This window comes from Streptomyces sp. NPDC051987, assembly GCF_040680735.1.
Lineage (GTDB): Bacteria > Actinomycetota > Actinomycetes > Streptomycetales > Streptomycetaceae > Streptomyces.
The window spans coordinates 33993-60578 of the sequence record NZ_JBFAXI010000010.1 but is presented as its reverse complement, the minus strand read 5'-3'; the positions used below and the strand labels follow the sequence as shown (position 1 = coordinate 60578).

Sequence of the window (26586 nt, the reverse complement as noted above, 5' to 3'; positions counted from 1 at the left end):
GAGGCACGGCTGTCCGCGGCCGGACTCAGCGGCTGTTGTCCCCAAGCGCCAGCAGACTGGTGACCTCGGCGATCGCCTCCGCCGACGGGTGGAAGTAGCGCCGCACGTTCTCCGGCTTCCTGTACCGCGAATTGGCCATGAGCATCGGCGGGCTGGCACCGGTCTCCCTGAGGTGGGTGAGACCCGAGTGCTGGTATTCGTGCAGGTCCCCGCCCGTTCCCGGCACCCCGCCGACAGCCGTGTGCGCGTCCAGCAGCGTGCGGGCCTGCCCGTACGACCGCCGCACGAGACCGGTGTCGGGGCAGACGTCACGCGGGTGGCCACCTTCCCCTGCCCCGACCGACGGTGCGTGACGAACACCGGAACGCGCGTACGACCCCTGGTCAGCCGGGGCAGCAGACGGGCGGTGCCGGCGTCCCAGTACACGGTCTCCAGCACGAACTCCTCGCGCGGGGCACCCCTAGCGCCGGGTACAATATTGGGCCCCCTTCGCCTTCACTGGGGCCCAGCGCCCGGCCAGGTCCTTGACGCCGAGGATCTCCTCCGACCGCGCGACCGTCTTGTAGAGCTCCGCCACGAGTCTTCTCCCCCAGGCGCACGTCACGGCGGGCGATCTGCCGATCGATGGCCATCTTCGACCGAGCCGGGGTGTCCGAGTCCGATGGCGGCCTCCGCTTCACCCACGCCGGCACCGCCGGGCCGTCATATCCGCGCTCGGCACACCAGCCCAGCCACGACAGCCCAGCCACGACAGCACCGCCGCCCGGTGGGTGTTCCAGGTGTTGGCCGCCGCTTCGCCCCACGGCTGTTCGAGGGCGCCGCCGATATCGTCGTCCGCGATGGTGGCGAGCGGGCGGGACTCGCCGAGCCGTTCGGCGGTCTTGCCGCCCCCGATGCAGTACGACCGGCGGGTGTTCGCGTTACCGAGCGAATCGAGGAAGCCATCGGCCGCCGTGCGGACGGTCAACGCCTTCCCGGCGGGCGGCTGCACAACCGCACGCACAGTCCCTCCCCTTGCCACAGTCAACAGGGTCGCTTCACGCACGGCCCCACGGAAGTCGCCGCAGGCCGTGATCAGCGTTGCCACGGATAAGGGCGTTATCTGCGGAACAACTTCACACGGGTCCGGCCGCCGACACCGCACTTCTGGCCGTCGGAACGGTGCGGCTGGCAACGGCGTCACGAACGTTGCGGTCGGCCTGCGCTGCAACGTCCGCGACGCACGATGCCCGCCTGTCCTTCTGGCGCTCTGGTGATCAGGAACCGGACCTCATTCAACGCCGAAGCCCTGCGCCTTGGGGCCGGAAGACCTCGTCGAACGGCGTACAGTTGACGGTTGAGAGAAATCGGGCACTGAAATCACCCAAGTCGTAGTCGGGATGCGCCTGAAGAAGGTCATAAAAATAGGCGACCTGCTCGTCGGGCACACAGCGGGGATCCTCAAGAATCGCCGACAGTTGCTGCAGCCCATAGTAGGCAGGGGCGTAGAGCCGGTACTTCTCCACTAGGCTGGCGAACCGCGACCAGTCGACTTCGCTGGCCGCCACGACTCTCGTGGCGTCCGCGATGGTCTGCAAAGGCGGGTCATTGAATGCTTGCGTCACGCTGTAGGCCCTGCCGAGATACAAGCACAGGTAGACTTCCGGATCGAGTGCGGGGTATTCGAGTCCATCCGGCAGCGTGACTGTACGGCGTGAGGGCCACTGGTCCTCTTCTTCGAATCCGGACGCGATCGAAAAGTGCAGGTCGACCGCCGCCGCGGCGTAGGGCTTTCCGTCGATGACAGTCGCCGGAGTATGCCGGGTCAGGAGATCCACCTGTTCGCACGACAACTCGGGGGAGAAGAACTTGAAGTACGGATGTGCCTGATGGTGGTTCTGTAGCATCCACTTGAGGTCTCGGTCCTCCAGCGGTGTGAGCTCAGGGCCTGTGCCTGCAGCGTTGAGCCGGGACCTGTCTATCGCCCCCTGCCGGAAGCCGGCCTCGACGAGTATGTCGTGTGCCTTCTGGACGTCGCCGGGAGGGACCAGCGGATCGGCGTCGACTACGAACCTCTTACCGCTCGCGTTGGGGAATGCATAGATCATGTCAAATCCCTTGATGGGCATAACCTCCATTCCCGCACGCCGAAGTGCCGTGAATGCCGGGAGTAGGATTTCGAGTCGCGTGCCCGTGACAATATCGAGCACTTTGCACAGTTGCCACATTTCGTCAAACTGGTAGCCGTCGAAGTATTCTCGTACGCCGGGCATGAAGGCTAGACACTTCTTCACCTTGAGGAACTGGGTGAACTCGCCCATCCGGTGCGCAATCAAGTCGATGTCGCATTGTTGAATAAGTCGACGGCCGTATTCTTGTGCATTGGGGTGGGTGGCTGATACCAGTCCAGCACCCACGGCAACCAACGAGAATTGCACCTTTTCGGTAACGCTGCTCATACCTACCCGCTTCCCGCTCGATGTTGCCTGCGGTCAACCGTTGATGGCCGTCTGGCCCTTACAGAGTTTCTCTACCGGACCGAAAAGGACGTCCATCATCCGTATCCCTCCCAGGGGATAGCCGGCGAAACCTACCGCCTCATGATTCTCGTCGGCCGCATAGAAGAAGCCTGGCCATCGATAACCCATCACGAGGCCACCGAGGTAGATGTCATCCGGGTCCGGCGGACATGCTTTGTCTCCCTCGGCCGCAGGCGGCTTCTCATAGGTAGCTTTGATCATACGGACGCAACTCCTCCCAATAGGGCGGACTTAGGCAGACGCGAGGCAAGGAACAAAGTCGCCGGAATCGTGAGGAGGCCGAGGAGTGTGAGGGTGGTCCATGGAGCGTAGCTCGACTTTTCGAAGAGAATCGAAAACATGATCGGTGCGACGACTGTGGCAACAGCGAAGGAGGTCTGAAAGATCGCAAGATAACGACCTCGCACGTCGGCAGGTGCGGCATCTGCGGCAAGTGCGTTGGATACCGGAGAGTGCACCAATTGGGCTGCGGAGTAACACAGGATGGCGATTGTGAGACAGGGTAGCCAAATAACCCTCGGTGCCCATTCTGGGGCGATTGTCAAGCAGGCCCAAGAGGCCCAAAGGGCGCCGGCAAGGCAGAGTGACCTGTCTCTCGACAGCGGGCGGATCAAGCGGACGACCACGGGCTGGAATATTGCCTGGACTATCGTGTTGGCCGCCAGTAGTGGGCCGATCGCCCAGATCATCGAGGGAAGCCGGTGCGTGACGAACGGTGGGAACGCGATGCCGAGCATCACGTTGCAGAGAGCGAACGCCGTGTTCAGTGCCACAAGCCCCAGGTAAGGACGATCGGCCCACAGTACTCGGTATCCGCGCTCTTGGTGTTCCCGGTCGCGGCCCGCGCTGGGAGCGGCCCTTCCGGGAACGCCTGCCCCGACCAGTACGGCGGCCACTAGGAGCAGCAGGACATCCGCCCCGATAGCGCCTCGCGAGGCGAGGTTCGACTTCATGGACAGGATGACACCCGCAGTGAGCGCACCGACGCCGTAGCCGGCTGCTCGCAGCGAACCTATGACGCCGAACCACCGCTCGCGGGCCCGGGCGTCGGAATCACCGTCAGCCAGGTAGCTCACCAGAGTGAATATGGAAGACCAGAAGGCTCGTTGCCCCAGCGAGGTTACAACCGCGGCTATGAAGAGCATGGTTGGACTCGTCGTCACGAGATAGCCCGCGAACCCGGCCGCCTGCAGCAATTGGGCGACCAGGACGACCCGTTTGGATCCCACACCGTCAACGAGTCGGCCAACCCACAGCGGAAACGGCAGCGTTATGGCCCCGGCGACGCTCAACAGGATTCCGACCCGCACCAAGGACTCGCCCGAAGTCGCGGACAGGTAGAGGAGGGACATCGGGACGAAGAGGCCGGTCACGACGGAATCTGCCATCAGGACGAGGAATATCGAGATCTTCTCGCCTGGACGCGCGCTGCTGAGCAGCCGGCTCCGACCAACCACAGGGACCCCGTTCGCCTGGATTTTCGTGATGTGACGCCAAACCGGCCACGTCGGTGCCTGTCGCGTCGCTTCTGGTGGCAACGCCGGGCAACGCTAGGTGAACCCTCGGTGACCGGCAAGCTTTCGGGTCCACTTCATAGGTAAAGAAAGTTTGAACCTGTGCGATCAACTATCGGGGATTGACAGTTGATGTTTGGGTATGAAGGATCTTGAGCGTTTCCGCTGCTGGTCGCCGCCAGCCGAGGCTTACTTGGCCCGATAAGGGCTCCTTGCGTGCATCTCTGTGCCGCCTCGGCTCTGTCCCATCGCGTGCGACTCGTTCCTTCGCCACGGTTGGAGAACCACAATGGACTGGAGCGCCTTCGTCGCCGCGCTCAAAGCGGATGTCGACTGGTCTGATCCCCGCTACATGGAGCGCCAGGCGCCGATCGTCGAGGAGATCCTGCTGAGGGCAGCAGCATCTCCGGAGGTCATCCACGAACGCACAGAAGCGATTCTCGCGGACGACGAGTTGTTCGGACGGCTCGCACCACACATGGCCTACCCGCGGATCCTCATGGACAAGTTCGTCCTCCACATGGAGGACGACAGCCCGTTCAGGGTGCGGCTGCACCGTTTCAAGACCAAGCGCCAGAACGGCGGCGCCATCGAGAAGGTGCACTATCACAAGTGGCACTGCAGCACCGTCATGGTCCGCGGTGGCTACCACGAGCGGCAGTTCGAGATCCTGCACTGCGATGAAGCGGCAAGGACCGCACGGCTCGCCGTCCAACTGCACCAGGACCTGTCCCCAGGACAGACGAACTCGCTGCCGGCCGGCCGGCCGCACCAGGTCATCAACGAGAGCGACACGGAGCCGTGCATCACGTTGTTCGTCCGAGGCCCTTCCGTGCTGCCGCATGCCCGGATCTTCGATCCGGAGCAAGAGGTCTTCTACAACACCTATGGCCCCGATGAGCAGTTGAGGGTCGGTCTGAGCCACATGGGTCGTCTCGACCCAGACTTCCACTAGTCACAGCACTGGAGTCATCCGTGACCGCGAAACCCGCCCACGACACCCTCATCTCCTTGCTCAGATCCCACAGCCCCGAACTTCGGGAGAGCGAGCTGGAACCCGGGCCACATGACGAACTCACCGCGCTCGGCATCGATTCGCTCGAACTCCTCTCGCTCGCCGCGGACATGGAGGACGCCTTCGATCTGGACATCGATGACGCCGACGTCGGCTCCGCGAAGACCGTCGCGGATCTGCTGAGACTCATCGAACCGGCGCTGCGGAAGCCTGCGGAATGACCGACGAGCCTACCGTCGTCATCACGGGCCTCGGTTGTGTCTCTCCCCTCGGCTCCGGCGTCGAGCACTTCTGGAAAGGTCTCTTCACCGGCTGCGAGCCGCACCCGCCAACGGGGTTCGATGCGACGGCGATGCGTGTCGCCGGCGTCTTCGAGGTTCCGGACCAGGACGGCCCGAGGGAAGACCGGCCGGTACGGCTGTTGCGCGGCGCGGTTCTGGAAGCGATCGCGCGGGCCGGTCTCGACAGTGCCCGGATTCAGGGCGGCGGGCTGGTACTTGCCTCGACCAGCGCCGGGTGGCACCTGCCGGAGCAAGCCTTCGGAGGTCAGGAGCCGACTAGCGGCCACGGTCCGCTGCGCAAGGAGTGGCCGGCCGTGGTGGCCGCCGAGGAACTGGGGCTCACCGGACCGTGCGCGGTTCTTTCCTCGGCCTGTGCCTCCAGCACGGGAGCGGTCGCCTGGGCAACCGAGCGCATCCGAGAAGGCGAGGCGGAGCTGATGCTGGTCGCCGCCGTGGATGTGGTGACCGAGGTAGTTCTGGCTGGTTTCCGCTCCATGCGCTTGCTCACCCAGCGGCGCTGCCGACCGTTCGCAGCCGACAGGGACGGCTTCGTCCTCGCCGAGGGAGCCGCCGTCGTCGTACTGGAATCCGCCGGACACGCCGCTCGGCGCGGCGCGGCCATCCAGGCGGCAGTCACCGGCTGGGGAGCGAGTTCGGACGCCGGCCATCTCACCACGCCCGCCGCCGAGGGAATCGCCCGATCCCTGCGCGCGGCGCTCGCCGACGCCGCCTGTCGGCCCGGGGACATCGGTGTGTTCCACGCGCATGCCACCGCCTCCCCGGCAAGTGATCTCGCCGAGGCTCGCGCGGTGGGTGAGGTTCTGTCGCCCGGCCCGTCCGGCCTGCTGGCCACCGCCGTCAAGAGCGCGATCGGCCACACCGAGGGCGCCGCGGGGCTGTTCACCCTCGCGGCAGCCGTCGAGGGACTGTCCCGGGACGAGGTGCCGCCCGTACTGGGTGACGGGACCCAGGACCCGGCGACCGCAGCGGTACAACCGTCCCGCGGCCGCCGAGTCCACCCGGCCGGCTCCGCCTTGGTGCATGCATCGGGGTTCGGCGGTGCCAACTGCACGGTCGTCATCGGCCGGACACCTAATCTTCGTCGAGCACCGGACACGGTCCCAGTCCACCTCATCGCCGCAGGCCGAGCCCGCGCGGACGGTGTGGAAGCCGTCGGATGGCACCCCGCCTTCGACGAGCGCGCCGCTCCGCTTCCCGGGCGGCAACTGACCACCCCGCGTCCCGACCACACCTGCCAGCTGCTGGCCGCATCGGTGGGTGCTCTGCTCGGAGGGCTCCCTGAGGAGTGGCGCTCGGGCTGCCTGAACGGAGGGCTGCTCATCGGGACGGAGTTCGGCCAGCAGCACCACCACGCCCGTATGCACGCCGCCTTGCGGGCCCGAGGCATCCGAGGGGTTGACCCACTCGACTTCGCGTTGTCCACCTTCAACACTCCCGCGTCCGCGACGTCCGTCATACACGGCATCCGGGGCAGGACCGAGACCTACCTCGGGGCCACGGGCGCCGTCGAGGCCCTGGTGAGCGGTGCACGGTCCGTGCGTATCGGCCAGGTCCCCGCCATCCTCGTCGGCGGCTACGAGGCTCCAGAGAACCGTCTGCGCGTCACACCGGACTCCCCGCCCCTCCCGGCCGCCGCGACCGTGATCGCCCTGGCTCCTCCCACACACGGCGCCCCTCAGGCAGGAACCTCAGCGGAACTCGCCGGACACATCAGACTGCCCATCGCTTCTCGGCCCGCCGGCCCCAAGGCACTGGACGCAGCGGTGAAGAGGCTGTGCGGGCAGCGTCCGGCGCTGCTGATAGCCAGCGGCCTGGACGAACCGGACGCCGAGGCCGGTCAGTGGACCGGGGTCGAGCCCGCGGCCGGGGCGGTCGCCGCTCTGGATGCCCATCTGCTGGCGATCAGGCGGATCGCGGATGGTGAAGCCGAGGAAGCGGTTGTGGCCACCACCGGCCCGTACTGCGCCACCATCCTGGTGCACTACCGCCGGCCTGCGGAACGGGGTGCCGGCTGATGTGGGAGCACGTACGGAATCATGCGAGCCGGACGCCGACGGCCCCCGCGCTGATCGACCCCCGAGTCACGCTCTCCTGGGGCGACTTGGTGCGTGCCGTCGAAGACCGTAGGGCTGCTCTGCCCGAGCGGCCGCGGCGAAAGCCCCAGCTGATCGCCCTGCATCGGCAAGCCGACACCGCGTGGGTGGTGGACCTACTGGCCTTGCAGGCGAATAGGTACGCAGTGCTCGCCATCCCGGAGGCCATGCCCGCGAGTGCGGCGACCGCGCTCGCGGATGAGCTCGGCGCAGCGGGCGTACTACGCGGTGGCCCCGATGAGAAGACCACCGAACACGAGGGAGGCGAATTCGGTGACACGGCCCTGGTGCACCTCACCTCCGGGACCACGGGCAAGGCCCGGGGTGTGCTGCGCAGTGCGGCGAACATCCATGACGAGGCGTCAGCCGTGGCCGACGCTCTCGCGTTGGACACCGCTCATGCCGTGCTGATGGGCACCCCGGTGACGCACAGCTTCGCGTCGGGACTGCTATTCGCGGCATTGCTGGCCGGAGCCCCCAGCATCCTCGTACCGCACTACGACCCTGCCGCCCTCGCGATGCTGGCTCTGCGCCACCGCCCGGGCACGATCGCGGGCACCCCCTACGTGCTGCGAGCCCTGGCGGGCACGGAGGCGGTACGGCAGGCCGGACTGCCGGGGTTGCGCTACCCGCTGTGCGGAGGAACGCCGCTGCACCCCTCGTGGGCGGACCTCTGGCTGCGCACCACCGGAGTGGACATATGCCAGGAATACGGCCTGTCCGAGGGTGGCATCGCCACCATGAACCTGCGCCATGCCGCGACATGCCCCGAGTCCGTTGGGACCCCCGTTCCACGAGTCGATGTCCGGGTGCTGGACGGCGATGGCCGGCCGTCGCCTGCGGGGACGGTGGGAAAGATAGTCGTCAACCGCCCTGCGAACCCTACGACTTATCTGAGCCCAGGGGGCCGACGTCAGCCGATCCCGGCGGTGGACGACGGCACCGTACGCGGCTTGGACACCGGCGACCTCGGCTTCGTCGACCGACAGGGCCTACTGCACCTCACCGGTCGCGCCAAGCTCCTCGTCAACGTCGCCGGTGCCAAGGTCAGCCCCGTTGAGGTCGAGCAACGCCTGCTCGACCATCCCGCGGTCATCGACGCCGTCGTGGTGGGCATCGCCGATCCAGACCGCGGCGAATCGGTGGCTGCCATGGTGGAAACGGCGCCGGGCGCCACGATCAGGGAACTCACCGGCCATCTGCGCGAGCATCTCAGCAGCTTCGCCATTCCCCGCCGCTGGGCACTGACCGACACCATTCCGCGAACCCCTGCCGGCAAACCGGACCGGGCTCGGATCCGTCATCTCCTGGAAGGCTGACAACAACATGCTGGAAGACGCCTACGCCGCAGCGGGTGTGCTCGACTCCGGTCGATACCTCACGACCGTCAACGAACTGTGCGACCACATACCGGCCCTGCGTCCCGAGCTGCTGCGCCACGTCGTCGACAGACTCCGCTCGGCTCTGGATCTGGCCGGATGCGACAAGATCCTGGTCGAGGAGGAGAAAGGCGCCGTCATCGGAGCGGCCCTGTCCCTGGAGACCGGCATCCCCCTGGCGATAGCCAGGACCTACCCGTACGCCGTACCCGGTTACCGCGTCGGTTTCGTCAGCGAGTACACGCAAGGCGAGCTCTACGTGAACGGTGTGGAGCCGGGCGACCGGGTATGCCTCGTGGACGACACGCTCTCCACGGGAGGGACGTTGGTGTCGTTGGTGTCCGCCGTTCGCCAGATCGGCGCGGAGGTCAGCGAGATCGCCGTCGTCGTCGAGAAGGCAGGAAACGGCGGTCGGGACGCGCTCGCACAGCTCGACGTGGCGGTCACCGCGCTGATCGAAATAGAGGTCTCCAAGAGCAGCGTGACCGTGCACAGGCCGCCTGAGGCTCCCGATTCCGGCCGTGCCGGGATTCAGTTCCTCGACTCCATGCGGTCGCACGGCGAGCAGGGTCTCTTCGTGGTGGTGGAAGGGACGGACGGCGCGGGGAAGACGACCCTGGTCAACGGCCTGGCGGCCGCACTGCGGGCCGACGGCCACGAGGTGTTCACGACCTTCCAGCCCACCCCGAGCGCTCGGGCGACCGATGTCTTCCGCGGTTTCGCCGAGCGCGGCGGGGACGACCCGGCTCTGCACCGGGCCCTGTATCTGGTCACCTTGGGTGACCGTCTGTACCACGCTCGCGCGGACATACTGCCCGAGCTGGCGGCCGGCCGGGTGGTCATCTGCGACCGTTACATCTACACCACGGTCGCCAACGCCCTGGCTCGCGGTCAGCGCCTGGAGAGCTGGTTCCGTCAGACGGTCGGCATGTTGCCCAAACCGGACCTGGCCGTGCTGGTCCACAGCCCTGTGGATGTGGCCGTCCAACGGATACGCAGCCGTGCCGCGGAACGCGAGCGCCCGATCGACATGGCTCACATGGAGGGCGTCTACAACGGCTTCCAGCGCCTCGTCGCCGACGGCCAGCTGATCGGTCTGGACACCGACGCACTGGGCATCGAGCAGACACTCGCGCAGGTTCGCGCGCGCGTCGACGAGTTGCTGCCCAAACGCGCGGTAGGGCGGAGCCTGGCATCGTGACCGGCCACCTTGCCAAGACGCTGCTTGCCCGGCGGCCTTTTCGTCCGGGCAGGCGCGGGGACGGTACCCCGCTGGCCGACTACTTCGACGGCCACCGCGTTCTCGGGGAACCGCGCCTGCTCGCCGCGCTCGCCAACGAGCTCTATCTTGCGATCGAGCAGACGGACGCCGACCTGGTCGCCGGAGAGGTGGCCGCCGGAGCCCAACTGGCCACTGCGGTGGCACTGGCCAGTGTCCGGCACGACCGGGTGCTGGAGTCCCGCGGAATACGCCGCGTGCGCAAGGAGTACGGTGTTCCCGGACTACTGACCAGCCCCGCCCCGGCCGCCTCGCGGGTCGCGGTGGTCGACGACGTGGCGGGTACCGGAGCCGCCGGCCTGCGCTGCGTCGAGGCCCTGCGCGAGGCCGGGCACGAGGTGGTCGGCGTGTTCGTCCTCCTGGACCGCTGCCAAGGCGCCGCCGAAGCGCTCGCGCGCTTTGGTGTGATACTCACCTCGCTCTTCCGTTTGGAAGATCTCGTACCGAGTTGAATGAGAAAGGCGCTGGCGCATGACCACGATCCTGGAAGCCCTTCGAGACAACCCCTATCCCGGTCGTCTCATCCTGCTGGCACGCACCCTGAACGGGGAACTGACCGCCGGGTACGCGCTCACGGGACGGAGCGAGGCATCTCGGGCCCGCCGGATGGAAATCACCGCGTCCGGTGAGCTGACCGTCGTGCCGGTCGGCGCCACGGGCCACGACAACCTTCGGCACTACGTCGCCGCGACCGCGGACGAGCGATGGACCGTCTACGGCAACGGCGAGCAGGTGACGGAGGTTGCCGCTCGGCTGGCGAAGGGCCTCGCGCCCGGCAGCGCGCTGGACGACCTCAGCTACGAGCCGGACCCGCCGATCTGCACACCGCGGATCACCGCTGTTGTGGACCGCGTTGGCCAACGGTCCTGGTTCGGCGCGGCACGCCGCCCGGAGGGCGAGCGGGAGAGCGCGGACACCACCGTGGTCGCGCTGGGCGATCTGGCTCCAGGGCAGGCGGTGATGCTCAGCACCTACCAATCGGACGGAGGCACCGTGCCGACGGCCCGGCGCCACCTCGACCTGAGCACCACCGCCCAGGACGCGGATGCGCTGCTGGAGGACCTGTGGGCAGCGCTGGACCCGCGCTTCGTGGTCGCCGCGACCGCGTTCGCACCGATCACCGGCGTCCAGGGACCCACTCGCCATGCCTGACCTGGATCACGTGGGAATAACACCGTGCTGATGGGCGTCGATTCGCTGCCCGGGCCCACAGGCCGGGCAGCGCGAACAGCACGCTGATGCGGTGGAGGGCCACGCGGGGAAAAGCCTGCGGGTGGGTCTTCCCCGCGTGGCCCGGCAATTGTCGAAGTGGGCCGGGCAGGCGGGATCGTACAAGGCGGTGAACCCGCATCGGCGTTCACTGCGTGCAGAACTGCAGCCCCGCTCGATGCTCTGAGCGGGGTGTCGCCATGTGGTGCCGGTTAACGGGTGGCGCGGATCATTACGGTGAGGACCGGTGAGGACCGGTGAGGCCGGTGACGGCTGGCTCTGTCCGATGTCCTCGTCCCCCCACGACCTGTAGAGAGCGTGGACCTTCCCGTTGCCAGCGGTCAGGTTGACCATGAGCGTGACGAACGGCTCGTCGCGTGTGGCGAGGAGGGCGTCGTGAATGCGGCGGGCGGTGCCGGTCTTCCGCCAGGTCGGCCGGACGTCGATCTCTTTCAGAGCCACGGCCGGATCCTCCGTGCACTTCTCCGCTGGCGTCGGGCTGGTGCGTTGCCAGTAGCGGTCGCCGTGCTCGATGGTGTTGCCGTAGGCGTAGCCGACCGGATGCCCGTCTGCGGACGCGAGGACGACTGTGACCCTGGCTCGGTGCCGTGCCGTTCCAGGCGCTCACCGAAGGCGGTGACGGCGTAGTTCGGCAGGTGGAGCAGGGGGGCGCGCACGTCGGCGTACACGTCGAGGAGGTCGCCGCGGGCGGTGTCGAGGGTGGTGAGTGTGCGCAGTTCGATGGCGGGCGCCGTGGTCATGCGGCCATCCTCCCCGTGGCGGTGTGCTTGGGCGTACGCCAGTAGTTGAGGCCGCCCAACGCGTCTCCCGGCTGTCTGCGTCAGGCTCGGAGCTGCTTGACCATGACGGCGTACACCGGTGAGTCGGCGAATGGCTGCTGCTCGCCGGCCTTGGCGTAGCCCCACGTCTCGTAGAGGACCTGCACCTTGGGGTGGGTTACGTCGACCAGGAGTACGGCGAGGTCTTCCGTTCGCTCCTTCAGGAGCGCTTCGTGGAGTCGTTCGGCGATTCCCTGCTTGCGCCAGTGGGGGCGGACCATGACCTCGGACACGGCGTAGGTGGCGGAGTAGCCGTTGTTCGGCTGGTATCCGGTGGAGCGCCACCATTCGCGGCCGGGGGTGAGCGGGGCGCCGTAGGCGAAGCCGGCCGGTTCGTCTGCGTCGTAGGCCACGACGCAGGAGAAGCCGTCCATGCTGGACCAGTGGTCGGCGAACCAGGCGAAGCGCTGGTGGAAGGGGTCGTCCATCTGGTCGGCGTAGGCGTCGGCGTGTACGTCGATGAGCATCTGACGGAAGCCTTCGGGGAGGTTTCCGTTCTGGAAGTGACGCAAGTCGGTCACGCTCGACTCCATTCGGTGCGCATGCGGTCTGCCCAGTCTCGTGCGTAGGAGGCGGAGGAGGCCCGGAGGAACAGGCCCCGGTGGAAGTCGCCGATGAGGGTGCGCATGCGGCCGGGCAGGGGATCGCCGTCCATGATCGTGAAGACGTCGGCGGCGGTGGCCGTGGCCTGCTCGGCGTCGCCCTGGTGGAGCTGGGCGAGTGCGAGTTGGGCGGTTGCGAGTGCTCTGTTGCGCCGGAAGGAACCCGGGATTTTGGCCAGGGCGCGGTGTGCCATGGCCTCGGCGTGAGCGGGGCGGCCGCTGTTGAACTGCACGATGGCGCCGAGGTGGTCGAGTTCGGCCTGGCCGTAGAAGGCTGTCCAGCGCGGACGTTCGTGCTCTGTCACCTTGGTGTAGGTGCTCTGGGCGCTGCCGAGGGATCGCAGGCTGGCCCGTCCGTCACCGAGTGCCGCGTAGGCGAGGGCGACGCGGACCCGGCCCAGCGAGTCGAAGAACGGGTCCCGGCGGGCTGCGTAGGAAGCTTGCGCGGCTTGTGCTGCCGCGAGTGCTTCGGGCCAGTTGTGGCGCTGGTAGGCGAGCATGGAGAGGTTGACCCAGACACGCATCTCGGTGGGGCCGTCCTGGGAGAGACCGGCGTACGTCGCGGATTCGTTCAGGTACTTCTGCGCCTGGTCGAGGTTGCGGGCGTCGATGCAGGACCAAGCCGCGATGGTGGTGTACTCGGCGGCCAGGGCGTACAAGGATCGGCGAACGCGTTCACTGGCGTTGCGCTGCTGCAACTCCAGGACGCCATCACGACCGGCGGCGGCTGCCCTTTCCAGCTCCGAGTGACCGCCTTGGCGGTCGTCGGCTTCGACGAGCGCGTTCATTCCGGTGGCGGCGCGTGCCACGTCCGACATGCCGACCGTACGCCGCTGGGCGACCAGAGGGACGGCGGCGGCTGCGGTCCCTGTGGCCGAGGCGATGAAGGTGCGACGCCGCACGGGATCCTCCTCCTGCGGATGGTGCATGGTGCGTGGTGCGCTGAACCCTAAGTCCTCGACCGGACAGCCGAACACCCGCTCCAGAGTGACGCACGTACGTCCGATCGGTCGGCGTGAGGTTCCGTTCAGCAGGTTGCGGACCGTCCGTGCGGAGACGTCGCCCGGGCGGCCGGTGATCTCCGCCAACGCGGTGTTCATCCGGCCAGCCAATTCCTCCTGTGTGAGCCCGAGTTCGTCCATCCGGCTCTTCAGGATGGCGTTCGCTGCCATGTCGTCGACGGTAGACCCGTGGCATCGAGTGAACCAGCCCCCAGGTCACGGAACCGTAAAGTCTTCCGCTTCGAGGTGACCGGCGAGGGATCGACCTTTCCTGTTCCCCTCCTGCTCCAGGTCGTTGACTGGTCATCGCCCGTCGGGAGGTCCCGATTCCCCCTTCCTCTCGGCGGCGTGGAGGAGAGCCCGCTCCGTCGTCACCCCGTCGACGGGGCGGGCGGCCCACCCTCGGAGGGATGTTCTTGTGGCCACGACCGCAGCCCGACCGACAGCGACCGGTGCCCCCGGCTACACCGAGACGATGCCGTGCGAACCGGAATCCGCTCGCCGAGCCCGCTTGCTCGTTTCCGCCGCTCTGAACACCTGGGGCATAGGCGAGTTGGCCGAGGACGGGGTTCAGGTCGTCGCCGAGCTCGTCAACAACGCCGTCCGTCATACGCGGTGCCGTGTCGTCCGGGTCCGGGTCACGCGTCCGGCCGAGGGCGTGGTGCGCATCGGTGTCGCCGACAGCTGCCGGGACACTCCCGAGTTGGGCAACCCTGACGACGACTCGGAGGGCGGGCGCGGTCTGTTCCTGGTTGAGGCCCTCAGCTGGCGATGGGGCTACGACCGGAAACGCTGGGGCAAGGTCGTGTGGGCCGAGCTGGAAGCGTCGGCAACGGAAGCATCCGCCGCATGCTGAGACCCCATATCTCGTTACGGCTGATGCGGGCCGACGAACTGGTGGACGACCCGAGCCCGGACGCTTGCGTGGAAGTCACCCTCAGTCCGTCCGCCCCCAGGCCAGCGGGCGACCCCGATGCGGTGGCGTTCGCCGAGCCGCTGCGCATCACACCTGCCGATCTCCTCCGGCTGCACATGGAGTCCAACCTGGCGCTCGGGGAGATCCGAGCAGAGGCCCGTCGAGCGGACATCGCATGGCAGCGGCATCTCGGCCGCTGGTACGAGGAGGGCCGAGCCGCAGTCGAAGCCGGCGAGCCGGAAGTAACGCTGCTCAGACGCGTGCTCGATGGCCTTCGGCGGCAAGTTCTGACGCCGGTCTGATCTCGCTTGACGCCGACCGGCGCTCACCGCTCCCGCTGGGCAGCCCGAGGCCACAGGAGCCCGGCGGGCATGCAAGGCAGTCACCACTCAGGCACTTCCCATACTGAAAGGAAGACCGTGTTCAACCACATGGATCGCTTCCCCACGGGCAGCCCGCTGCCGCAGGGACACCTGACCGTCGCCCCATGGGGCCTGCGCCGGTTCGCCCCGTACCCGCCTGTCGAGGACTCCGGCTACGCGACGGTGAAGCTGGACCCGGCGACGCAGACCGCCCGGTACTTCGACGCCTCCGGCATCCCCACCATGTCCCCCGGCCACGGCACGTCCTCCGGTACGAACCCCAAGACCGGCACCACCGGCCAGGGGGACCGCAACAGCGACTCCCCGGACAGCGACACGGGGAACGACACCGACCAGTGACTGTGGTGCCGAACAACGATCGCCCGGTCCTGGTCGTCACCAACCTCGACGACCCGACCGCGGACTTCGTGATCGCCGAGCTGCACGACCGGGGTGTCCCGGTCGTGCGGTTCGACTCCGGTGACTTCCCGGCCACCCTGTCGTGCTCGGCCGCCATCGGCGACGACACTGACAGCTGGCGAGGAAGCGTGCAGACCCCGAGCCGACAAGCCGAGCTGGGCGCCGTGCGTTCGATGTACTACCGGCGTCCCTCCGGGTTCGCATTCCCCCACCTCGACAAGCAGGACGAACGGTTCGCCGTGGCTCAGGCCCGCTACGGGCTCGGCGGCATCCTGACCTCCCTGCCGGGCTGCCTCTACGTCAACCACCCCAACCGCATCGGCGACGCCGAATACAAGCCGGCCGGACTTGCCGCAGCGGCGGCAGCCGGGTTCAGGGTGCCGCCGACATTGATCACTAACGTTCCCGACGACGCACGGGCCTTCATCAAGGAGCACGGGCCGGCCATCTTCAAGCCAATCTCGGTACCGCTCTACGTGGTCGACGGCCAGGCCCAGACCGTCCCGGTGACAGAGGTGAGCGCCGACGAGATCGACGACTCCGTTGCAGGCACCATGCACCTCTTCCAGAAGCGCGTGGACAAGGTCGCCGACATCCGGGTCACCGTGATCGGCGAGCAGATCTTCCCGGTGCGGATCGACTCCGGTCTCCTCGACTGGCGGACGGACTACAGCACTCACACCTACACCCCACTTCCCGCACCGCTTGCGGTGCAGCAGTCGATGCGTGCCTACCTGAGGCACTTCGGGCTCGTCTTCGGGGCGTTCGACTTCGCTCTGACCAACTCCGGCGAATGGGTCTTCATCGAGTGCAATCCTTCCGGGCAGTGGGCATGGATGGAGCCGCCGACCGGTCTGCCCATGACCGCCGCACTCGCCGATCTCCTGGAAGGAGGCATCCGTGGCCGGTGAGTCCGACATCGAGACAACCGCAGCCGCTTTACGGCTTCGGCTCGCCCAGCAACTGGAGAAGGACGGGCGACTGCGGTCGCCGGGCTGGAGAGCGGCCGTCGAAGCGGTGCCCCGCCACCTGTTCATCCCGCGCTTCTACCGGGAGAGCGACGCACCCGGCGTCACCACCTGGGAACCCGTGACGCCGCAGAACATCGGTCAGGACGAGTGGCTCCGGCTCGTCTACACCGACGAGACATGGATGACCCAGTTCGACGGCCACGACATCGACTGGACCGATCCGAAACCGATCAGCAACGCGACCCCGACGTCCTCATCGACCCTGCCGAGCCTCGTGGTGCGGATGCTCGAAGACCTGGACGTGCAAGACGGCATGAACGTGCTGGAGATCGGCACGGGCACCGGCTACTCGACCGCCCTGATGTGCCACCGCCTCGGCAGCGACAGCGTGACCTCCATCGAGACGGACGAAGGCGTGGCGCGACGCGCCCGCCAGGCTCTCGTCGGCTCCGGTTACACCCCTCACCTGCTGGTGGGGGACGGTCGCGCCGGCCACGAGGACGGAGCGTCGTACGACAGGCTGATCGCCACCTGCGGCTTCCGTAACATCCCGCCCGCCTGGCTTGAACAGGTGCTGCCGGGCGGCGTCATCCTCACCACGCTGCGCGGCTGGATGCGCTCCCTCGGCCTGGTCAAGCTCATCGTCACCGGGGACAGCGCGAGCGGCTGGTTCAGCGAGGACGATCCGAGCTTCATGATCGCCAGGCAGCAGGAGGCGCCGGAGAGCCTCGGAACGGTCCCGGGACCCGCCGATGGAACGAAGCGGAAGGCCACGTACGGGCCGGCAGCACTCACCGAGCCAGGACCGGCGTTCATGGCCCAGCTGGCCGCGCCGGACGCCCGCTTCTTCTCCATGGCGGTCGACGGCGGCCCGGTCAGCACGTTCGTCCTCGACAGCGTCACCGATTCCTTCGCCGTACTCACCGCCACCGACAGCGGCTGGCAGGTCCGTCAAGGCGGCTCCCGACGCCTCTGGGACATTATCGAGTCGGCGGTCGCCACCTGGGAGGAGTACGGCGCACCAAGCACCGCCGCGTTCGGCGTGACCGTCTCCCGTGGCGAACAGGTCGTCTGGCTCGGCAATCCGAGCGGTCCTCAGTGGCCGCTACCCTCCTGACACAACCACTCATTCCCGACCCGAGGAACAGCAGGATGGACGACGAGCCGCTGAAGGACTGGGCGGAACGCCGTGACGCGAAGATCGGCCGGCTCCGTGCCGTACCCGTCGTCTCCGGCGACGGTCCCAGGGCATCTCACCTGAACCCTGACGCGCCCCGAGCCGTCGAGCGGTGGAACGGGCACGTGTGGGAGCCGTACGGCTTCGCCGCCAACCTGGCCGAGGCCAAGGCCATCCTGTACCCCGAGGCCGATGAGCCGAAGCCGACCGGGCCGGTGCCGAAACCGCTCGGCTCCGGCACCGGCAAGCACCGCAAGCCCCGGTCACCCACTTCGGATGGTGGCGGCCGGACGCAGGGGTGATCAGCGCCGGCGCGTCCGAGGCCGCTCTGCGGGCGGAGCAGCGGGACGCACCGTGGCGTGGTGTGCGTGGGCTGCTGCCTGTGCACGCGGGCCGGGTGCGTGTCTCTCGCCGAGGCGCCGGATGCGCCAGGTCAGTGCGCGGGCGGGGTTGCGGGCGTCGTCCAGGGCGCGCCGGCCGACCGCCTGGGTGAGCAGGGTGGAGGCGTTGTGGCCTGCGGCCTCCGCCTCGGCGAGCACGGTGACCAGGGCATCCCAGGCCCGGTCGTTGAGGACGCGGTCCACGTGCTCGGGAGCCGTCTGCTGTAGGAGGTAGGCATAGCGCCGCTTGGCCTGAGAACCGGGTGCCCGGCTTGCGATGCTCACTAGGACTGGTTCTGCGATCTGCTCGTACGCCGTCTGCCCGGACGAGCTGTGACGAGAACTGATGGCGGCTCTGCGCGCCAGCGTGATCCGGGAAAGCCTCGCACGTTCCTCCGATCCTGGAGGAACGCAATCCCTGAGGTTCTGACGGTGTCTATCGGCGCTGTCGGTGCTGCTGTTCGGTAGGCGTCGTAGTCGCCGACGGAAGCTGATCGTTATGGGTCTGTTGGACGGGGAACGAGGCTGTGATGGTCGAGCGTCGGCGGGCGGCTTCGGCGCGGCGGTTGGGTGCTGGGTTGCGGCCGGTGTGCTGGATGCGGGTGATGAGGACGCGGGCGGGTTGGCGGGCGGTGGTCAGTTCGCGCTGGGTGGCGGCTTCCTTGAGGAGTTGGTGGGGTTGATGCCCGCGAGCCTCGGCGTCGGCGAGGACTGTGGCTAGTGCGGGCCAGGCCGGGTCGGCGAGGATTCGCTCGGCGTGGTCGGGGACAGCTACTCGCACGTCGCTGGCGAGAACGCGGCGGGCTTCCTCCCTGGGCGGTCGGGCTGTGAGTTCGGTGAGCGTCGGGGCGAGCGCGCGGTCGGCGGCTGTCTGGAGGTGCTGGACGGTGTGGCGGGCGGCGTCGGTCTGGTGGGCGTGGTTCTTCGCTTCGTGCCAGCGCCTGGCGACGATGGTGGCCCAGACGAGGGCTGCGACCAGAGCGGCCAGCGCACTGCCATCGGGGCCGGTGGCGGTGTGGACGATGTCGCGCGCGGCGCTGCGCAGGGCGTGGGCGGCTTGGTCTTCGGCCCGGATCTGGGAGCGCTGGGCTCGGGCGAACGCCTTGGAAGCGACCTGGAGTTCGGCGCGCAGATGGACGGGTGCCGTCTGTGCGGTTGCTTCCAGGAGCTCGCCGAGGGCGGTGATGTGGGCCTGGGCGTGGGTGTCGTCGGCGAGGTCGGTGTGGAGGGTGTCGAGAGCGTCGGTGGCTTGATGCCAGGGGGTGCTGGGGTGGTTGCGGCGGGCGGTGGGGTGTTCTTCGGGCCGGCTGGATTCGAGGCGGGCCTTGATTTTGGGCAGGGAGAGGTCGGGGGAGATCTTGCTTCCGGGGTGGTAGATTTGCTCGCCGGCCTCGTTGACGTCGCCGGGGCGGCCTGCGGCGTAGCCCAGGAGGTCGCCCGACGGACCGCGCCGGACCTGGACCTCGACGCCCCCGGCTTCGAGGTAGGCGATGAATTCCTCGGCGCCTGTCACGTGGGGGATGGAAGCGCGGATGCGGTCCTGGAGCCATTCGGGGCTGGTCTGGTCCCAGCCGAGGCGTTCGGCCTTGTGCATCTCAGCCTGAGTCGGGCGACGGCTTCCAGTCCCGTCCCCTTTCTTCAACTGCCGTAGCCTGTATTCCTTCTCGATCTCGCGACAGGCGTCACCGACGCGCACGCCGCTGCCGTGCAGTTTGGGGCGGCGACCGTCTTCGCGGACGGTAGTGGCGAGGATGTGGATGTGGTCGTCCGCGTGGCGTACAGCGATCCAGCGGGCGGCCAGGTCGTCACCGGCCGGGGCGATGCCAGCCGCTTGGACGATGCGCTGGGCGATCTCGGCCCAGTCGGCGTCGGAGAGGTAGCGGTCTTCGGGTGCGGCGCGGACGGGGCAGTGCCAGACATGGTCGGTGACCGGCTTGCCGAATTCGCTGTTGCGCAGTCGTACGGGTGCGTCGAGGTGGCGGGCGAGTTCGGTGAGGGTGGCGTTCTCGTCGCGGCCGGGGTCGGGCATGCCGAGCATCGCGAAGCCGGCCACGATGTGGGGGTCGAGGTGCTCGTCGTGGTCGCCGGGGCCGTAGAGGTAGGCGAGCAGGCCGCGGGTGTTGGACCCGGCCGGTTTGATGGCGGCGATCACGCGGATGTCTCCGTGTCCGGGTCGGCGGGCCGGCGCAGGGCTTCGGCGATCAGCTCCAGCAGCTGGTGGAGTTCCGTGAGGCGTTGGCGGATGTCGGGTGGGGTGTGATCGCTGTTGAGGGCGCGGGCGATCTGGTTGACGTTGACGCCGATCCGGTTGAGCTGGCGCAGCACTTGGGCGCGGAACATGTGGGTGCGGCGGCGGTCCTCGGACAAGGGCAGGTTGGCGGTGAACCGGCCGGTGATGAAGGCGAGGACGATGTCGGCGGCGAACCCGGAGCCGCCCTTGTAGCCGTGCTCGGAGGCGGCCTCCTGGAGCTGAGTGTGCTCGTCGCCAGTGAAGCGCAAGGGGCCGACGCGCACGACGCGCTTGGTGCCGGTGAAGCGGCGGATCGTGGGCTGGACGCTCTTCACGACAGGCTCACCGCCGACCGTCTCGGCGGCGCTTACGGGGCGCAGGGTCTCGCGCTGGACGCGGTGGAGCGTGTCCTCGTCGGGGCCGCCCTCGGCCCCGATGTCCTGGTCTGGCGCCCCCTGGTGCCGGGCTGTCTCCGCCACCCCCGGGGCGGAGACCCCCGACGTCCGGCCTTGAGTCGGACTCGGGGTACTACTGGCTCTGCCCGGGGCAGGTCGTCCGAACGCCCGGCGCCAGCGGTCCATCAGCGTAGGGGACTTCGTCAGCGGCAGCTGCTCGTCGGGGGCGTTCTCGGGGTGGAGCGGGTCGTGCATCATGGACGGTTCTCCAGAAAGGCGTGGGGAGGCGCGCGGGGCAACGCGAAGAGCAGACGGAGTTCGGACGGCTGCCGCCTCATCCACAGGTGTGGGCGATTGCGCGTTACGCGGGGCGGTGACCGGCGGGCCGGGTGACCGGAACGGTTCCGGTCACCCGGTGGTGGTTCCGGTCAGACGCCGGGCCGATCGGTCTCGGCTGCGGCTTCGAGTTCGGCCCGAAGGATGTCCATCACCTCGGTCAGCCGCTTACTGCCGACCGTCAACCCTTTGGCCTCAACCGCCGTTCGGACGACGGTCCGGGTGAGCTTGCCCTGCTCAGCGGCAGCAGCCCGGCCGATCTCCACCAGTACTTCAAGTGGGGCGCCAGGCGGACGGCCACCGCGCGACTTGCCCGCTGCAGTGTCGGCGGGCGATTCCGGCGGCTCGACGGATACGGCGGCCGGTAGCTCGGCGGCCTGGACGGATGTGGTGACTGGTGGTTCCGGCACCTGCGCTGAATCGGGGCCCGATTGGTCGACAACCGGCTGTGCGACGACCTCGTGGATCTGCCGCATCAGCACGCCGAAGGCCACCATCGCGGCGGCCGGGGGAACCGCGGCGACCACGTAGTCGAGCAACGGGACACTGCCGACTCCGCGCGTACCGGTCACCCCGGCCACGTTGAGCCCGATGGAGCCGAATGATCCGATGGCGGTGACGCCGATGGCCCACATGTCGGTGACGCGACGCAGGCCCGCGCGGAGCATGAGCAGCTCGCCCGCGACGATGAACGCGTCCAGCGTCGCGGGCCACGCCCATCGGCGGGTCGGCGAGTCGCGAAGTCCGTGCTGGGCGGCGACCTCGGCCAGGTGGGCGTAGGAGAGCCAGAACGCACCGGCGGTCAGGGCCACGATGACGATGCCGGCCGCGCGGAGCACGTACTGCTCCGCGGTGAGCTTCGTCCTCGCGGGTTGCCCCTGACCGGGCTGGTCGCCGCGCGGCGGGCGGTCTCGGCGACGGGACATCAGAGGGACCTTCAAGCGGGGTGCTCCTGGGCTAGTGGTGTGGTGCGTATTTGCCGTCTTGGCCGTTGCAAGCGCAGGTCACAGCAGGTACGGCAACCGCCTCGGCCTTCCGTCCTGGCGGGTGCCGCCGGCGTCTTGTTCCGAGTCGTAACAAGGTGCCGGCGCGTCCTGGCGGGCCTGGTTCCGGTGTGGCCGTGCCCCCGGGGCAGGACGGTGGCGTTGCGTCTCCCGTCCCGGTGGGCGGTGCTGTGACCTGCGGCGATACGGCAGGACGGCGGGGGACGACGCAAGACGGATGCGGGCAGCGTCTTGCAGCAGGGAGTGCGATTGCGGATCGCGTTGCCGTCTTGGCCCCGGTTTCCGTCTTGGCTGCATGCCGTTTGACCTGCGAGATCACGGCAGGGACGGCAGGTACGGCAACAAGGGGACGGGGTTCACCCCGCGTCGAGGTAGCCGGGCAGGGCGTTCACTCAGTGAGCGGCGGGTGGTTCACCGGGCGGGCCGCTTGGGTGTCCACTGAGTGGACGGTGGGGCAGTACCGGCTCCAGGCATCGAGGAACTTGTTGCGCATGTACCCCTTGCGCTGGGTCCGGTCGGCCATGCGCACGTTGCCGGGCCTGATCTCGAACTCGCGGAGCATCCTGCCCAGGTCGCGGGCGTTCAGCCCGCCGCCGCGTCCCCACTCCGCCCACGGAGCCTCCGCGTCCTGGCGCAGGTGGTGGAGCAGTTCCTCGGTGGACAGGCTGTCCACCTCCCGCTGGGCGTAGAAGACCCGGCGGATGTCAGCGAGGATGCGCGCACCGCTGGGGTGGTCTTCCTCGGCCGCCACTTCGGCGGCGACCATCCGCGCGCAGGCGACCCGCGCCAGCCGGGGCCAGTGCCCGCCAGCCAGGTCGGCGACGATGACCAGGGGCTCCCAGGTGTCCGCGGCGCGGTCCTCGACCGGCATGTCCGGCTCCAGGTCCGCGGCCTCGTCCAGCAGCGGCCTGGCCCACGCGGCGATGCGGTCGCGCAGATCGTGTAGGGCCGGGATGTCACGACGGGAGCGGAAGGGCTTGACCTTCTCGCCCTCGGCCCGGCGCCGCATGCGGATGACGACCGACCGGTCCATGACCGTGTCCGGCAGGTCACCGATGCCCGCGATGGCCGCCATGGCGAAGGTCGCGAAGCGGTGCGGGGTGTGGTCGTTGCCGACGACCCGGGTCACATACCGCCCTCGCTGATGGCCGGCGTTGAGCAGGCCGCGCGTCTCCTCGTTCTTCTCCGCGACCTTTGGGCCGAAGATGGTGTCCGCCTCGTCCACCAGGAGCGTGGGCGGGTTGTCCTCGGAGATCGACCGGAAGATGGCCGCCGGGGTGGTGTTGATGGTGAGCATCGGTTCGTGGACCGTCTCGGTCAGCACGTCCAGCAGCCGTGACTTGCCGCACCTCTTCGCCGGTCCCACCACCGCCAGACGTGGGGCGTGCTGCCACGCGGGCTGCAGGTGTGTCGCCGCCACCCACAAGGTGATCGCGTCCAGGGCCTCGGGCGAGGGAGGGATCACGAACTGGGCGATCTGCCCGCGCAGTTCGTCGAGCAGCTCCGAGCCGTACGTCGGCTCCGCATCGGGTATCTCCTCCGGCCCGCTCGGTGTCTCCGCCTCGTCGGCACTGCGGGCGTCCGCATCACCGCTGGGGCTTCGGTCGGCGTCGTCGGCCTGCGTGGCGTGAAGGTGGGCGCCGGGTCGGCCGGGGACGGCTGCTGCGGGCCAGATGGCCTGCGTGGGGGCGGAATAGGACTCGGGGTTCTCGGGTTGCACTCGGCAGTTCCTCGTCTGGCGGTGGCGGGCTCGCACGCCCTTGCCGCCGGGTTGGTTCTTCCAGGGCCGTTCGGGGTTGCTCGGGCCTCCGGCGTTGCACCGCCGGGGGCCCACCCCTTTCTCGCGAGCGCTCGGTGATCGCGAGGGAACACGGACCGTACGTCCACGCCCGGCAACAGTCCAGCGTTTCTGTGTCAGCTCAGCGCAGAATGGTCTGCTATAGCTCCCCGCTGTCACGCGGCCAGGCCCAGCAGGGCCAACAGGTCCGCGGTCACCACCCGGTAGGCGTTGCCCAGCCGCAGCACCTTGCACGGGTACTGGCCGCGCTTCGCCAGCTCGTACCCCTTGCTCCGCCCCAGCCCCAACGCCCGGTTGCCCGTCTCCAGGTCAACGGCAGCGGGAAGCTCCAGCAGCTCCTCGCGACTCATGCCCTTCGCCCGGCCGGCGAGTCCGTTCTCGCGCATACGCACTCCATCCATGACTGAGCCCTCGGCGAACACGACGATCGCGCTCGTCTCCAGGCCATGGAATCAACGCTAGGCAAGTTAATGTGTCTTCATGACACAACGTCGTTCGGACCATAGGTATGAGGAAGACATTGAGGTCGACGACCTCGAATGGGAGGACCACGTCATGGCCACCGTGGCCGGCGAGGTCCGCAGACGACGGAAGGAACTGGGGTGGAGCGCACAGGATCTGGCCGACAGGTGCGAGGAGATCGGCTACCCGATCCCGCGCAACGTGATCGCCAACATGGAGTCCGGCCGCCGTGGCAGCCTCCCCCTGGTCGAGGTCATGGTCCTCGCCAAGGCCCTGCGCATGTCCCCGATCAGCCTGATCTACCCCGTCGGCTACGTCGACGAAGTCCGCCAACTCCCCTACGAGGACCCGCGACCGGCCTGGGATGCCCTGCAGTGGTTCACCGGCAGCTCGGCCGCCGATGATGCCACCGACTACATGCTCGACCACTTCCTGGCCCATGACCTCGAAGTCCGCTCGGCCCTGGCCGCCGTGGAGAGCGAGGACTACGAGCGCTGGAAGGTCAAGACCGCCCCCAACCGCGTCCAGCGGGAAGCGGCCGAGCGCGCCTTGGCCCGGTACGCCGACCAGGCCACCAACGCCAAGCACGAACTACGCCGCCACCGAGACGCCATCCGCGAAGCCGGCGGTACCCCACCCCACCTGCCCTCGCAGCTCGACGACGTCGACCCGCCCGATACCGACCTCACCGAGGAGAACGATCTTTGAAGGGTTCCACCCACCGCCGCTGCTACTGCCGCGACCCCCACACCGGCAAACCGCTCGGCAAGAAGTGCCCCAAGCTCTCCAGCCGCAAGCACGGCTCGTACTCCATACGCCAGGAACTCCCGCCCCGCGAAGACGGCACCCGCCGCTCCTTCAGCCGCGCCGGCTACGACTCCCTCAAGGCCGCCCAAGCGGACCTCGACCACGTGCGTGCGCTCGTCGGCCTCGCCGACGCCGACGACACCGAGGGCCTGGCTCAGGTAGCCGAGTTGCTGGAGAAGGTGGCCGAGGAGAAGGCCCCGCTCCCGAACATCGAGGCAACGCGCAGGCGCCTCAGTCACGGCCTGGACTTGACCAGCAGGCTCACGGTCGGCGAGTGGCTGGACATGTGGCTGGCGGGCAAGAAGGGGCGGCAGAGCGCCATCAGCCGCGACGAGAGCAACATCCGGGTGCACCTCAAACCACGGATCGGGCACTACCGGCTCGACCGGCTCCGGGTCGCCCACTTGTCGGAGATGTTCGAGGCCATCGCCGAGGCCAACGTCGAGATCGCCGAAGGCAACGCGGCCCGCCGCAAGGCGTTCGAGGACCTCGCCCAGATCCCCTGGAAGGGCCGCGAGCCCCGCGCCCGCCGCAAGGCGATGAAGGCGGCCATCGCCGAGATGGAGCCCTACCGCCGCATCGTCGGTCCGGCCACACGGCAGCGCGTCCGCTCCACCCTGCGGGCCGCACTCAACGCCGCGATCGCCCAGCAGCTCATCACCTTCAACCCGGCCGCCCACGTCGAGTTGGAGGCGGGCAAGCGGCCCAAGGCCCTCGTCTGGACCGAGGAGCGCATCCTGCACTGGAAGCGCACCGGCGAGAAGCCGTCGTCGGTGATGGTCTGGACGCCGGAGCACACCGGCCTCTTCCTCGACCACGTCGCGGAGGACCGCCTGTACGCGCTGTTCCACCTGATCGCGTTCCGCGGACTGCGACGGGGCGAGGCTTGCGGGCAGAAGTGGACCGACACCAACCTGGACGCCGGTCTCATCACCGTCGCCAAGCAACTCGTCGTGGACGGCTGGGAGGTGTACGAGGACGACCCCAAGACCGACGCCGGCGCTCGGACCATCGCGCTCGACTTCGAAACGGTCCAGGCCCTCAAGCGGCACCGCGCCCAGCAGGACAAGGACCGTAAGGAGTGGGAGAGCGCCTGGGTGGAGACCGGACGCGTCTTCACCAAGGAGAACGGCGAGTTGCTCCACCCTGCCAACGTCACGCGACGGTTCATCGAGCAGTACGAGGAGATCGGCCTCCCGCCGGTCCGGCTCCACGACCTCCGCCACGGTGCCGCGACCCTCGCCCACGCGGCCGGGGCCGACCTGAAGGACATCCAGGAGATGCTCGGCCACTCCTCGATCACCATCACGGCCGACACGTACACGAGCCTGCTCCCCGAAGCGGACCTGGCGATCGCCGAGGCCGCAGCCCGGCTCGTCCCGCGAGCCCGCGCCACCTCTGAGAACACCGCCTCCGAAGCGGCGGAAGAGCCCGACGACGCGAAGCATCCCGACCTGGAGCCTGTGCCGGATGATGCTGATCCGGTGGGAGGAATTTCGGAGATCAACTCTCCGTCCGCTCACGCACCGCTCACGCAAACGGCCCCGGACGAGGAGTCCGAGGCCGAGTAGGAGCC

25 protein-coding genes and 3 pseudogenes are annotated in these 26586 nt (G+C 68.3%); 15 read left to right on the top strand and 13 right to left on the bottom strand.

From position 1 onward, the window contains the following. Positions 1-25: 25 nt before the first annotated feature. The 4 genes and pseudogenes from AB0M11_RS08465 to AB0M11_RS08450 form a co-directional block, all read right to left on the bottom strand. Positions 26-1003 (bottom strand): annotated as a pseudogene (locus tag AB0M11_RS08465) (site-specific integrase). Positions 1004-1274: 271 nt separating this feature from the next. Continuing rightward, positions 1275-2300 carry a nucleotidyltransferase family protein gene (locus tag AB0M11_RS08460; protein ID WP_365702772.1) on the bottom strand — a complete coding sequence of 342 codons (1026 nt, stop codon included), beginning with the start codon at positions 2298-2300 and terminating at the stop codon, positions 1275-1277. Between the two features lie 171 nt (positions 2301-2471). Then, positions 2472-2720 (bottom strand): hypothetical protein, encoded by a 249-nt coding sequence (locus AB0M11_RS08455; protein WP_365702770.1) that lies wholly within the window; start codon positions 2718-2720, stop codon positions 2472-2474. Beyond that, positions 2717-3907 carry an MFS transporter gene (locus AB0M11_RS08450; protein WP_365702768.1) on the bottom strand — a complete coding sequence of 397 codons (1191 nt, stop codon included), beginning with the start codon at positions 3905-3907 and terminating at the stop codon, positions 2717-2719. The genes AB0M11_RS08455 and AB0M11_RS08450 overlap by 4 nt, the downstream gene beginning before the upstream one ends. A gap of 415 nt (positions 3908-4322) precedes the next feature. Here AB0M11_RS08450 and AB0M11_RS08445 point away from each other — a divergent pair, with 415 nt between their 5' ends. From AB0M11_RS08445 to AB0M11_RS08415, 7 genes are read left to right on the top strand one after another with little or no spacing between them, the layout of a single operon-like run. Continuing rightward, complete coding sequence (locus tag AB0M11_RS08445; protein WP_365702766.1) at positions 4323-4988, top strand: hypothetical protein; 666 nt, start codon at positions 4323-4325, stop codon at positions 4986-4988. 20 nt (positions 4989-5008) lie between these two features. Further along, positions 5009-5269, top strand: a complete 261-nt coding sequence (locus AB0M11_RS08440; RefSeq protein WP_365702764.1) for an acyl carrier protein — start codon at positions 5009-5011, stop codon at positions 5267-5269. Continuing rightward, positions 5266-7365 carry a beta-ketoacyl synthase N-terminal-like domain-containing protein gene (locus AB0M11_RS08435; protein WP_365702762.1) on the top strand — a complete coding sequence of 700 codons (2100 nt, stop codon included), beginning with the start codon at positions 5266-5268 and terminating at the stop codon, positions 7363-7365. The genes AB0M11_RS08440 and AB0M11_RS08435 overlap by 4 nt, the downstream gene beginning before the upstream one ends. Beyond that, positions 7365-8762, top strand: coding sequence for a fatty acid--CoA ligase family protein (locus AB0M11_RS08430; RefSeq protein WP_365702760.1), 1398 nt, complete (start codon positions 7365-7367; stop codon positions 8760-8762). Before AB0M11_RS08435 ends, AB0M11_RS08430 begins: the two co-directional genes overlap by 1 nt. A 7-nt stretch (positions 8763-8769) precedes the next feature. Beyond that, positions 8770-10023: a dTMP kinase gene (tmk, locus tag AB0M11_RS08425; protein WP_365702758.1), complete on the top strand. Its 1254-nt coding sequence runs from the start codon at positions 8770-8772 to the stop codon at positions 10021-10023. Next, positions 10020-10553 carry a hypothetical protein gene (locus AB0M11_RS08420; RefSeq protein ID WP_365702756.1) on the top strand — a complete coding sequence of 178 codons (534 nt, stop codon included), beginning with the start codon at positions 10020-10022 and terminating at the stop codon, positions 10551-10553. Before tmk ends, AB0M11_RS08420 begins: the two co-directional genes overlap by 4 nt. 19 nt (positions 10554-10572) lie before the next feature. Further along, on the top strand, positions 10573-11253 hold the full coding sequence (locus tag AB0M11_RS08415; protein WP_365702754.1) for an IMP cyclohydrolase: 681 nt from the start codon (positions 10573-10575) through the stop codon (positions 11251-11253). 303 nt (positions 11254-11556) lie between these two features. On the opposite strand, the pseudogene AB0M11_RS08410 reads toward AB0M11_RS08415, so the two are convergent. The 3 genes and pseudogenes from AB0M11_RS08410 to AB0M11_RS08400 all read right to left on the bottom strand — a co-directional run. Then, a pseudogene (locus AB0M11_RS08410) lies at positions 11557-12071 on the bottom strand (GNAT family N-acetyltransferase); the annotation flags it as partial. A gap of 80 nt (positions 12072-12151) precedes the next feature. Then, on the bottom strand, positions 12152-12682 hold the full coding sequence (locus tag AB0M11_RS08405; RefSeq protein ID WP_365702752.1) for a GNAT family N-acetyltransferase: 531 nt from the start codon (positions 12680-12682) through the stop codon (positions 12152-12154). Next, the gene (locus AB0M11_RS08400) at positions 12667-13923 is read right to left on the bottom strand and encodes a helix-turn-helix transcriptional regulator (RefSeq protein ID WP_365702750.1); all 1257 of its coding nucleotides are present in this window, start codon (positions 13921-13923) and stop codon (positions 12667-12669) included. The genes AB0M11_RS08405 and AB0M11_RS08400 overlap by 16 nt, the downstream gene beginning before the upstream one ends. Positions 13924-14170: 247 nt before the next feature. Here AB0M11_RS08400 and AB0M11_RS08395 point away from each other — a divergent pair, with 247 nt between their 5' ends. The 6 genes from AB0M11_RS08395 to AB0M11_RS08370 all read left to right on the top strand — a co-directional run bounded on the left by AB0M11_RS08395 (position 14171) and on the right by AB0M11_RS08370 (position 17900). Beyond that, a complete protein-coding gene (locus AB0M11_RS08395; protein ID WP_365702748.1) occupies positions 14171-14608 on the top strand; it encodes an ATP-binding protein in 438 nt (145 codons plus the stop codon). Next, on the top strand, positions 14602-14970 hold the full coding sequence (locus tag AB0M11_RS08390; protein ID WP_365702746.1) for a hypothetical protein: 369 nt from the start codon (positions 14602-14604) through the stop codon (positions 14968-14970). Before AB0M11_RS08395 ends, AB0M11_RS08390 begins: the two co-directional genes overlap by 7 nt. A gap of 117 nt (positions 14971-15087) precedes the next feature. Beyond that, positions 15088-15390: a putative ATP-grasp-modified RiPP gene (gene tgmA / locus AB0M11_RS08385; protein WP_365702744.1), complete on the top strand. Its 303-nt coding sequence runs from the start codon at positions 15088-15090 to the stop codon at positions 15388-15390. Between the two features lie 5 nt (positions 15391-15395). Next, entirely contained in the window at positions 15396-16361 is a 966-nt protein-coding gene (gene tgmB, locus AB0M11_RS08380; protein WP_365702742.1) for an ATP-grasp ribosomal peptide maturase, read from the top strand. Then, positions 16351-17538 (top strand): ATP-grasp peptide maturase system methyltransferase, encoded by a 1188-nt coding sequence (gene tgmC / locus AB0M11_RS08375; RefSeq protein ID WP_365702740.1) that lies wholly within the window; start codon positions 16351-16353, stop codon positions 17536-17538. Before tgmB ends, tgmC begins: the two co-directional genes overlap by 11 nt. 35 nt (positions 17539-17573) lie before the next feature. Next, complete coding sequence (locus AB0M11_RS08370) at positions 17574-17900, top strand: DUF6087 family protein (protein WP_365702738.1); 327 nt, start codon at positions 17574-17576, stop codon at positions 17898-17900. Here the strand turns inward: AB0M11_RS08370 and AB0M11_RS08365 are convergent. The 6 genes and pseudogenes from AB0M11_RS08365 to AB0M11_RS08340 form a co-directional block, all read right to left on the bottom strand. Next, a pseudogene (locus AB0M11_RS08365) lies at positions 17901-18299 on the bottom strand (mobilization protein); the annotation flags it as partial. It abuts the gene before it with no gap. A 115-nt stretch (positions 18300-18414) separates the two neighbouring features. Continuing rightward, a complete protein-coding gene (locus AB0M11_RS08360) occupies positions 18415-20130 on the bottom strand; it encodes a mobilization protein (protein ID WP_365702736.1) in 1716 nt (571 codons plus the stop codon). Beyond that, positions 20127-20687 (bottom strand): MobC family plasmid mobilization relaxosome protein, encoded by a 561-nt coding sequence (locus tag AB0M11_RS08355; protein WP_365702734.1) that lies wholly within the window; start codon positions 20685-20687, stop codon positions 20127-20129. The genes AB0M11_RS08360 and AB0M11_RS08355 overlap by 4 nt, the downstream gene beginning before the upstream one ends. Positions 20688-21031: 344 nt before the next feature. Continuing rightward, positions 21032-21865, bottom strand: a complete 834-nt coding sequence (locus AB0M11_RS08350) for a DUF2637 domain-containing protein (protein ID WP_365702894.1) — start codon at positions 21863-21865, stop codon at positions 21032-21034. Between the two features lie 466 nt (positions 21866-22331). Further along, entirely contained in the window at positions 22332-23663 is a 1332-nt protein-coding gene (locus AB0M11_RS08345) for a DUF3631 domain-containing protein (protein WP_365702732.1), read from the bottom strand. Positions 23664-23896: 233 nt separating this feature from the next. Continuing rightward, positions 23897-24127 (bottom strand): hypothetical protein, encoded by a 231-nt coding sequence (locus AB0M11_RS08340; protein ID WP_365702730.1) that lies wholly within the window; start codon positions 24125-24127, stop codon positions 23897-23899. A gap of 94 nt (positions 24128-24221) precedes the next feature. Here AB0M11_RS08340 and AB0M11_RS08335 point away from each other — a divergent pair, with 94 nt between their 5' ends. Together AB0M11_RS08335 and AB0M11_RS08330 are read left to right on the top strand one after the other, a co-directional pair. After that, positions 24222-24911 carry a helix-turn-helix transcriptional regulator gene (locus AB0M11_RS08335; RefSeq protein WP_365702728.1) on the top strand — a complete coding sequence of 230 codons (690 nt, stop codon included), beginning with the start codon at positions 24222-24224 and terminating at the stop codon, positions 24909-24911. Continuing rightward, positions 24908-26581, top strand: a complete 1674-nt coding sequence (locus AB0M11_RS08330) for a site-specific integrase (protein WP_365702726.1) — start codon at positions 24908-24910, stop codon at positions 26579-26581. The genes AB0M11_RS08335 and AB0M11_RS08330 overlap by 4 nt, the downstream gene beginning before the upstream one ends. Positions 26582-26586: the final 5 nt, after the last annotated feature.

Coding starts and splice junctions, on each gene's coding strand:
- AB0M11_RS08460 (WP_365702772.1), bottom strand. CDS start 2,300: ATGGGCGAGTTCACCCAGTTCCTCAAGGTGAAGAAGTGTCTAGCCTTC.
- AB0M11_RS08455 (WP_365702770.1), bottom strand. CDS start 2,720: ATGATCAAAGCTACCTATGAGAAGCCGCCTGCGGCCGAGGGAGACAAA.
- AB0M11_RS08450 (WP_365702768.1), bottom strand. CDS start 3,907: ATGGCAGATTCCGTCGTGACCGGCCTCTTCGTCCCGATGTCCCTCCTC.
- AB0M11_RS08445 (WP_365702766.1), top strand. CDS start 4,323: ATGGACTGGAGCGCCTTCGTCGCCGCGCTCAAAGCGGATGTCGACTGG.
- AB0M11_RS08435 (WP_365702762.1), top strand. CDS start 5,266: ATGACCGACGAGCCTACCGTCGTCATCACGGGCCTCGGTTGTGTCTCT.
- AB0M11_RS08430 (WP_365702760.1), top strand. CDS start 7,365: ATGTGGGAGCACGTACGGAATCATGCGAGCCGGACGCCGACGGCCCCC.
- tmk (WP_365702758.1), top strand. CDS start 8,770: ATGCTGGAAGACGCCTACGCCGCAGCGGGTGTGCTCGACTCCGGTCGA.
- AB0M11_RS08415 (WP_365702754.1), top strand. CDS start 10,573: ATGACCACGATCCTGGAAGCCCTTCGAGACAACCCCTATCCCGGTCGT.
- AB0M11_RS08405 (WP_365702752.1), bottom strand. CDS start 12,682: ATGGAGTCGAGCGTGACCGACTTGCGTCACTTCCAGAACGGAAACCTC.
- AB0M11_RS08400 (WP_365702750.1), bottom strand. CDS start 13,923: ATGGCAGCGAACGCCATCCTGAAGAGCCGGATGGACGAACTCGGGCTC.
- AB0M11_RS08390 (WP_365702746.1), top strand. CDS start 14,602: ATGCTGAGACCCCATATCTCGTTACGGCTGATGCGGGCCGACGAACTG.
- AB0M11_RS08370 (WP_365702738.1), top strand. CDS start 17,574: ATGGACGACGAGCCGCTGAAGGACTGGGCGGAACGCCGTGACGCGAAG.
- AB0M11_RS08350 (WP_365702894.1), bottom strand. CDS start 21,865: ATGTCCCGTCGCCGAGACCGCCCGCCGCGCGGCGACCAGCCCGGTCAG.
- AB0M11_RS08340 (WP_365702730.1), bottom strand. CDS start 24,127: ATGCGCGAGAACGGACTCGCCGGCCGGGCGAAGGGCATGAGTCGCGAG.
- AB0M11_RS08335 (WP_365702728.1), top strand. CDS start 24,222: ATGACACAACGTCGTTCGGACCATAGGTATGAGGAAGACATTGAGGTC.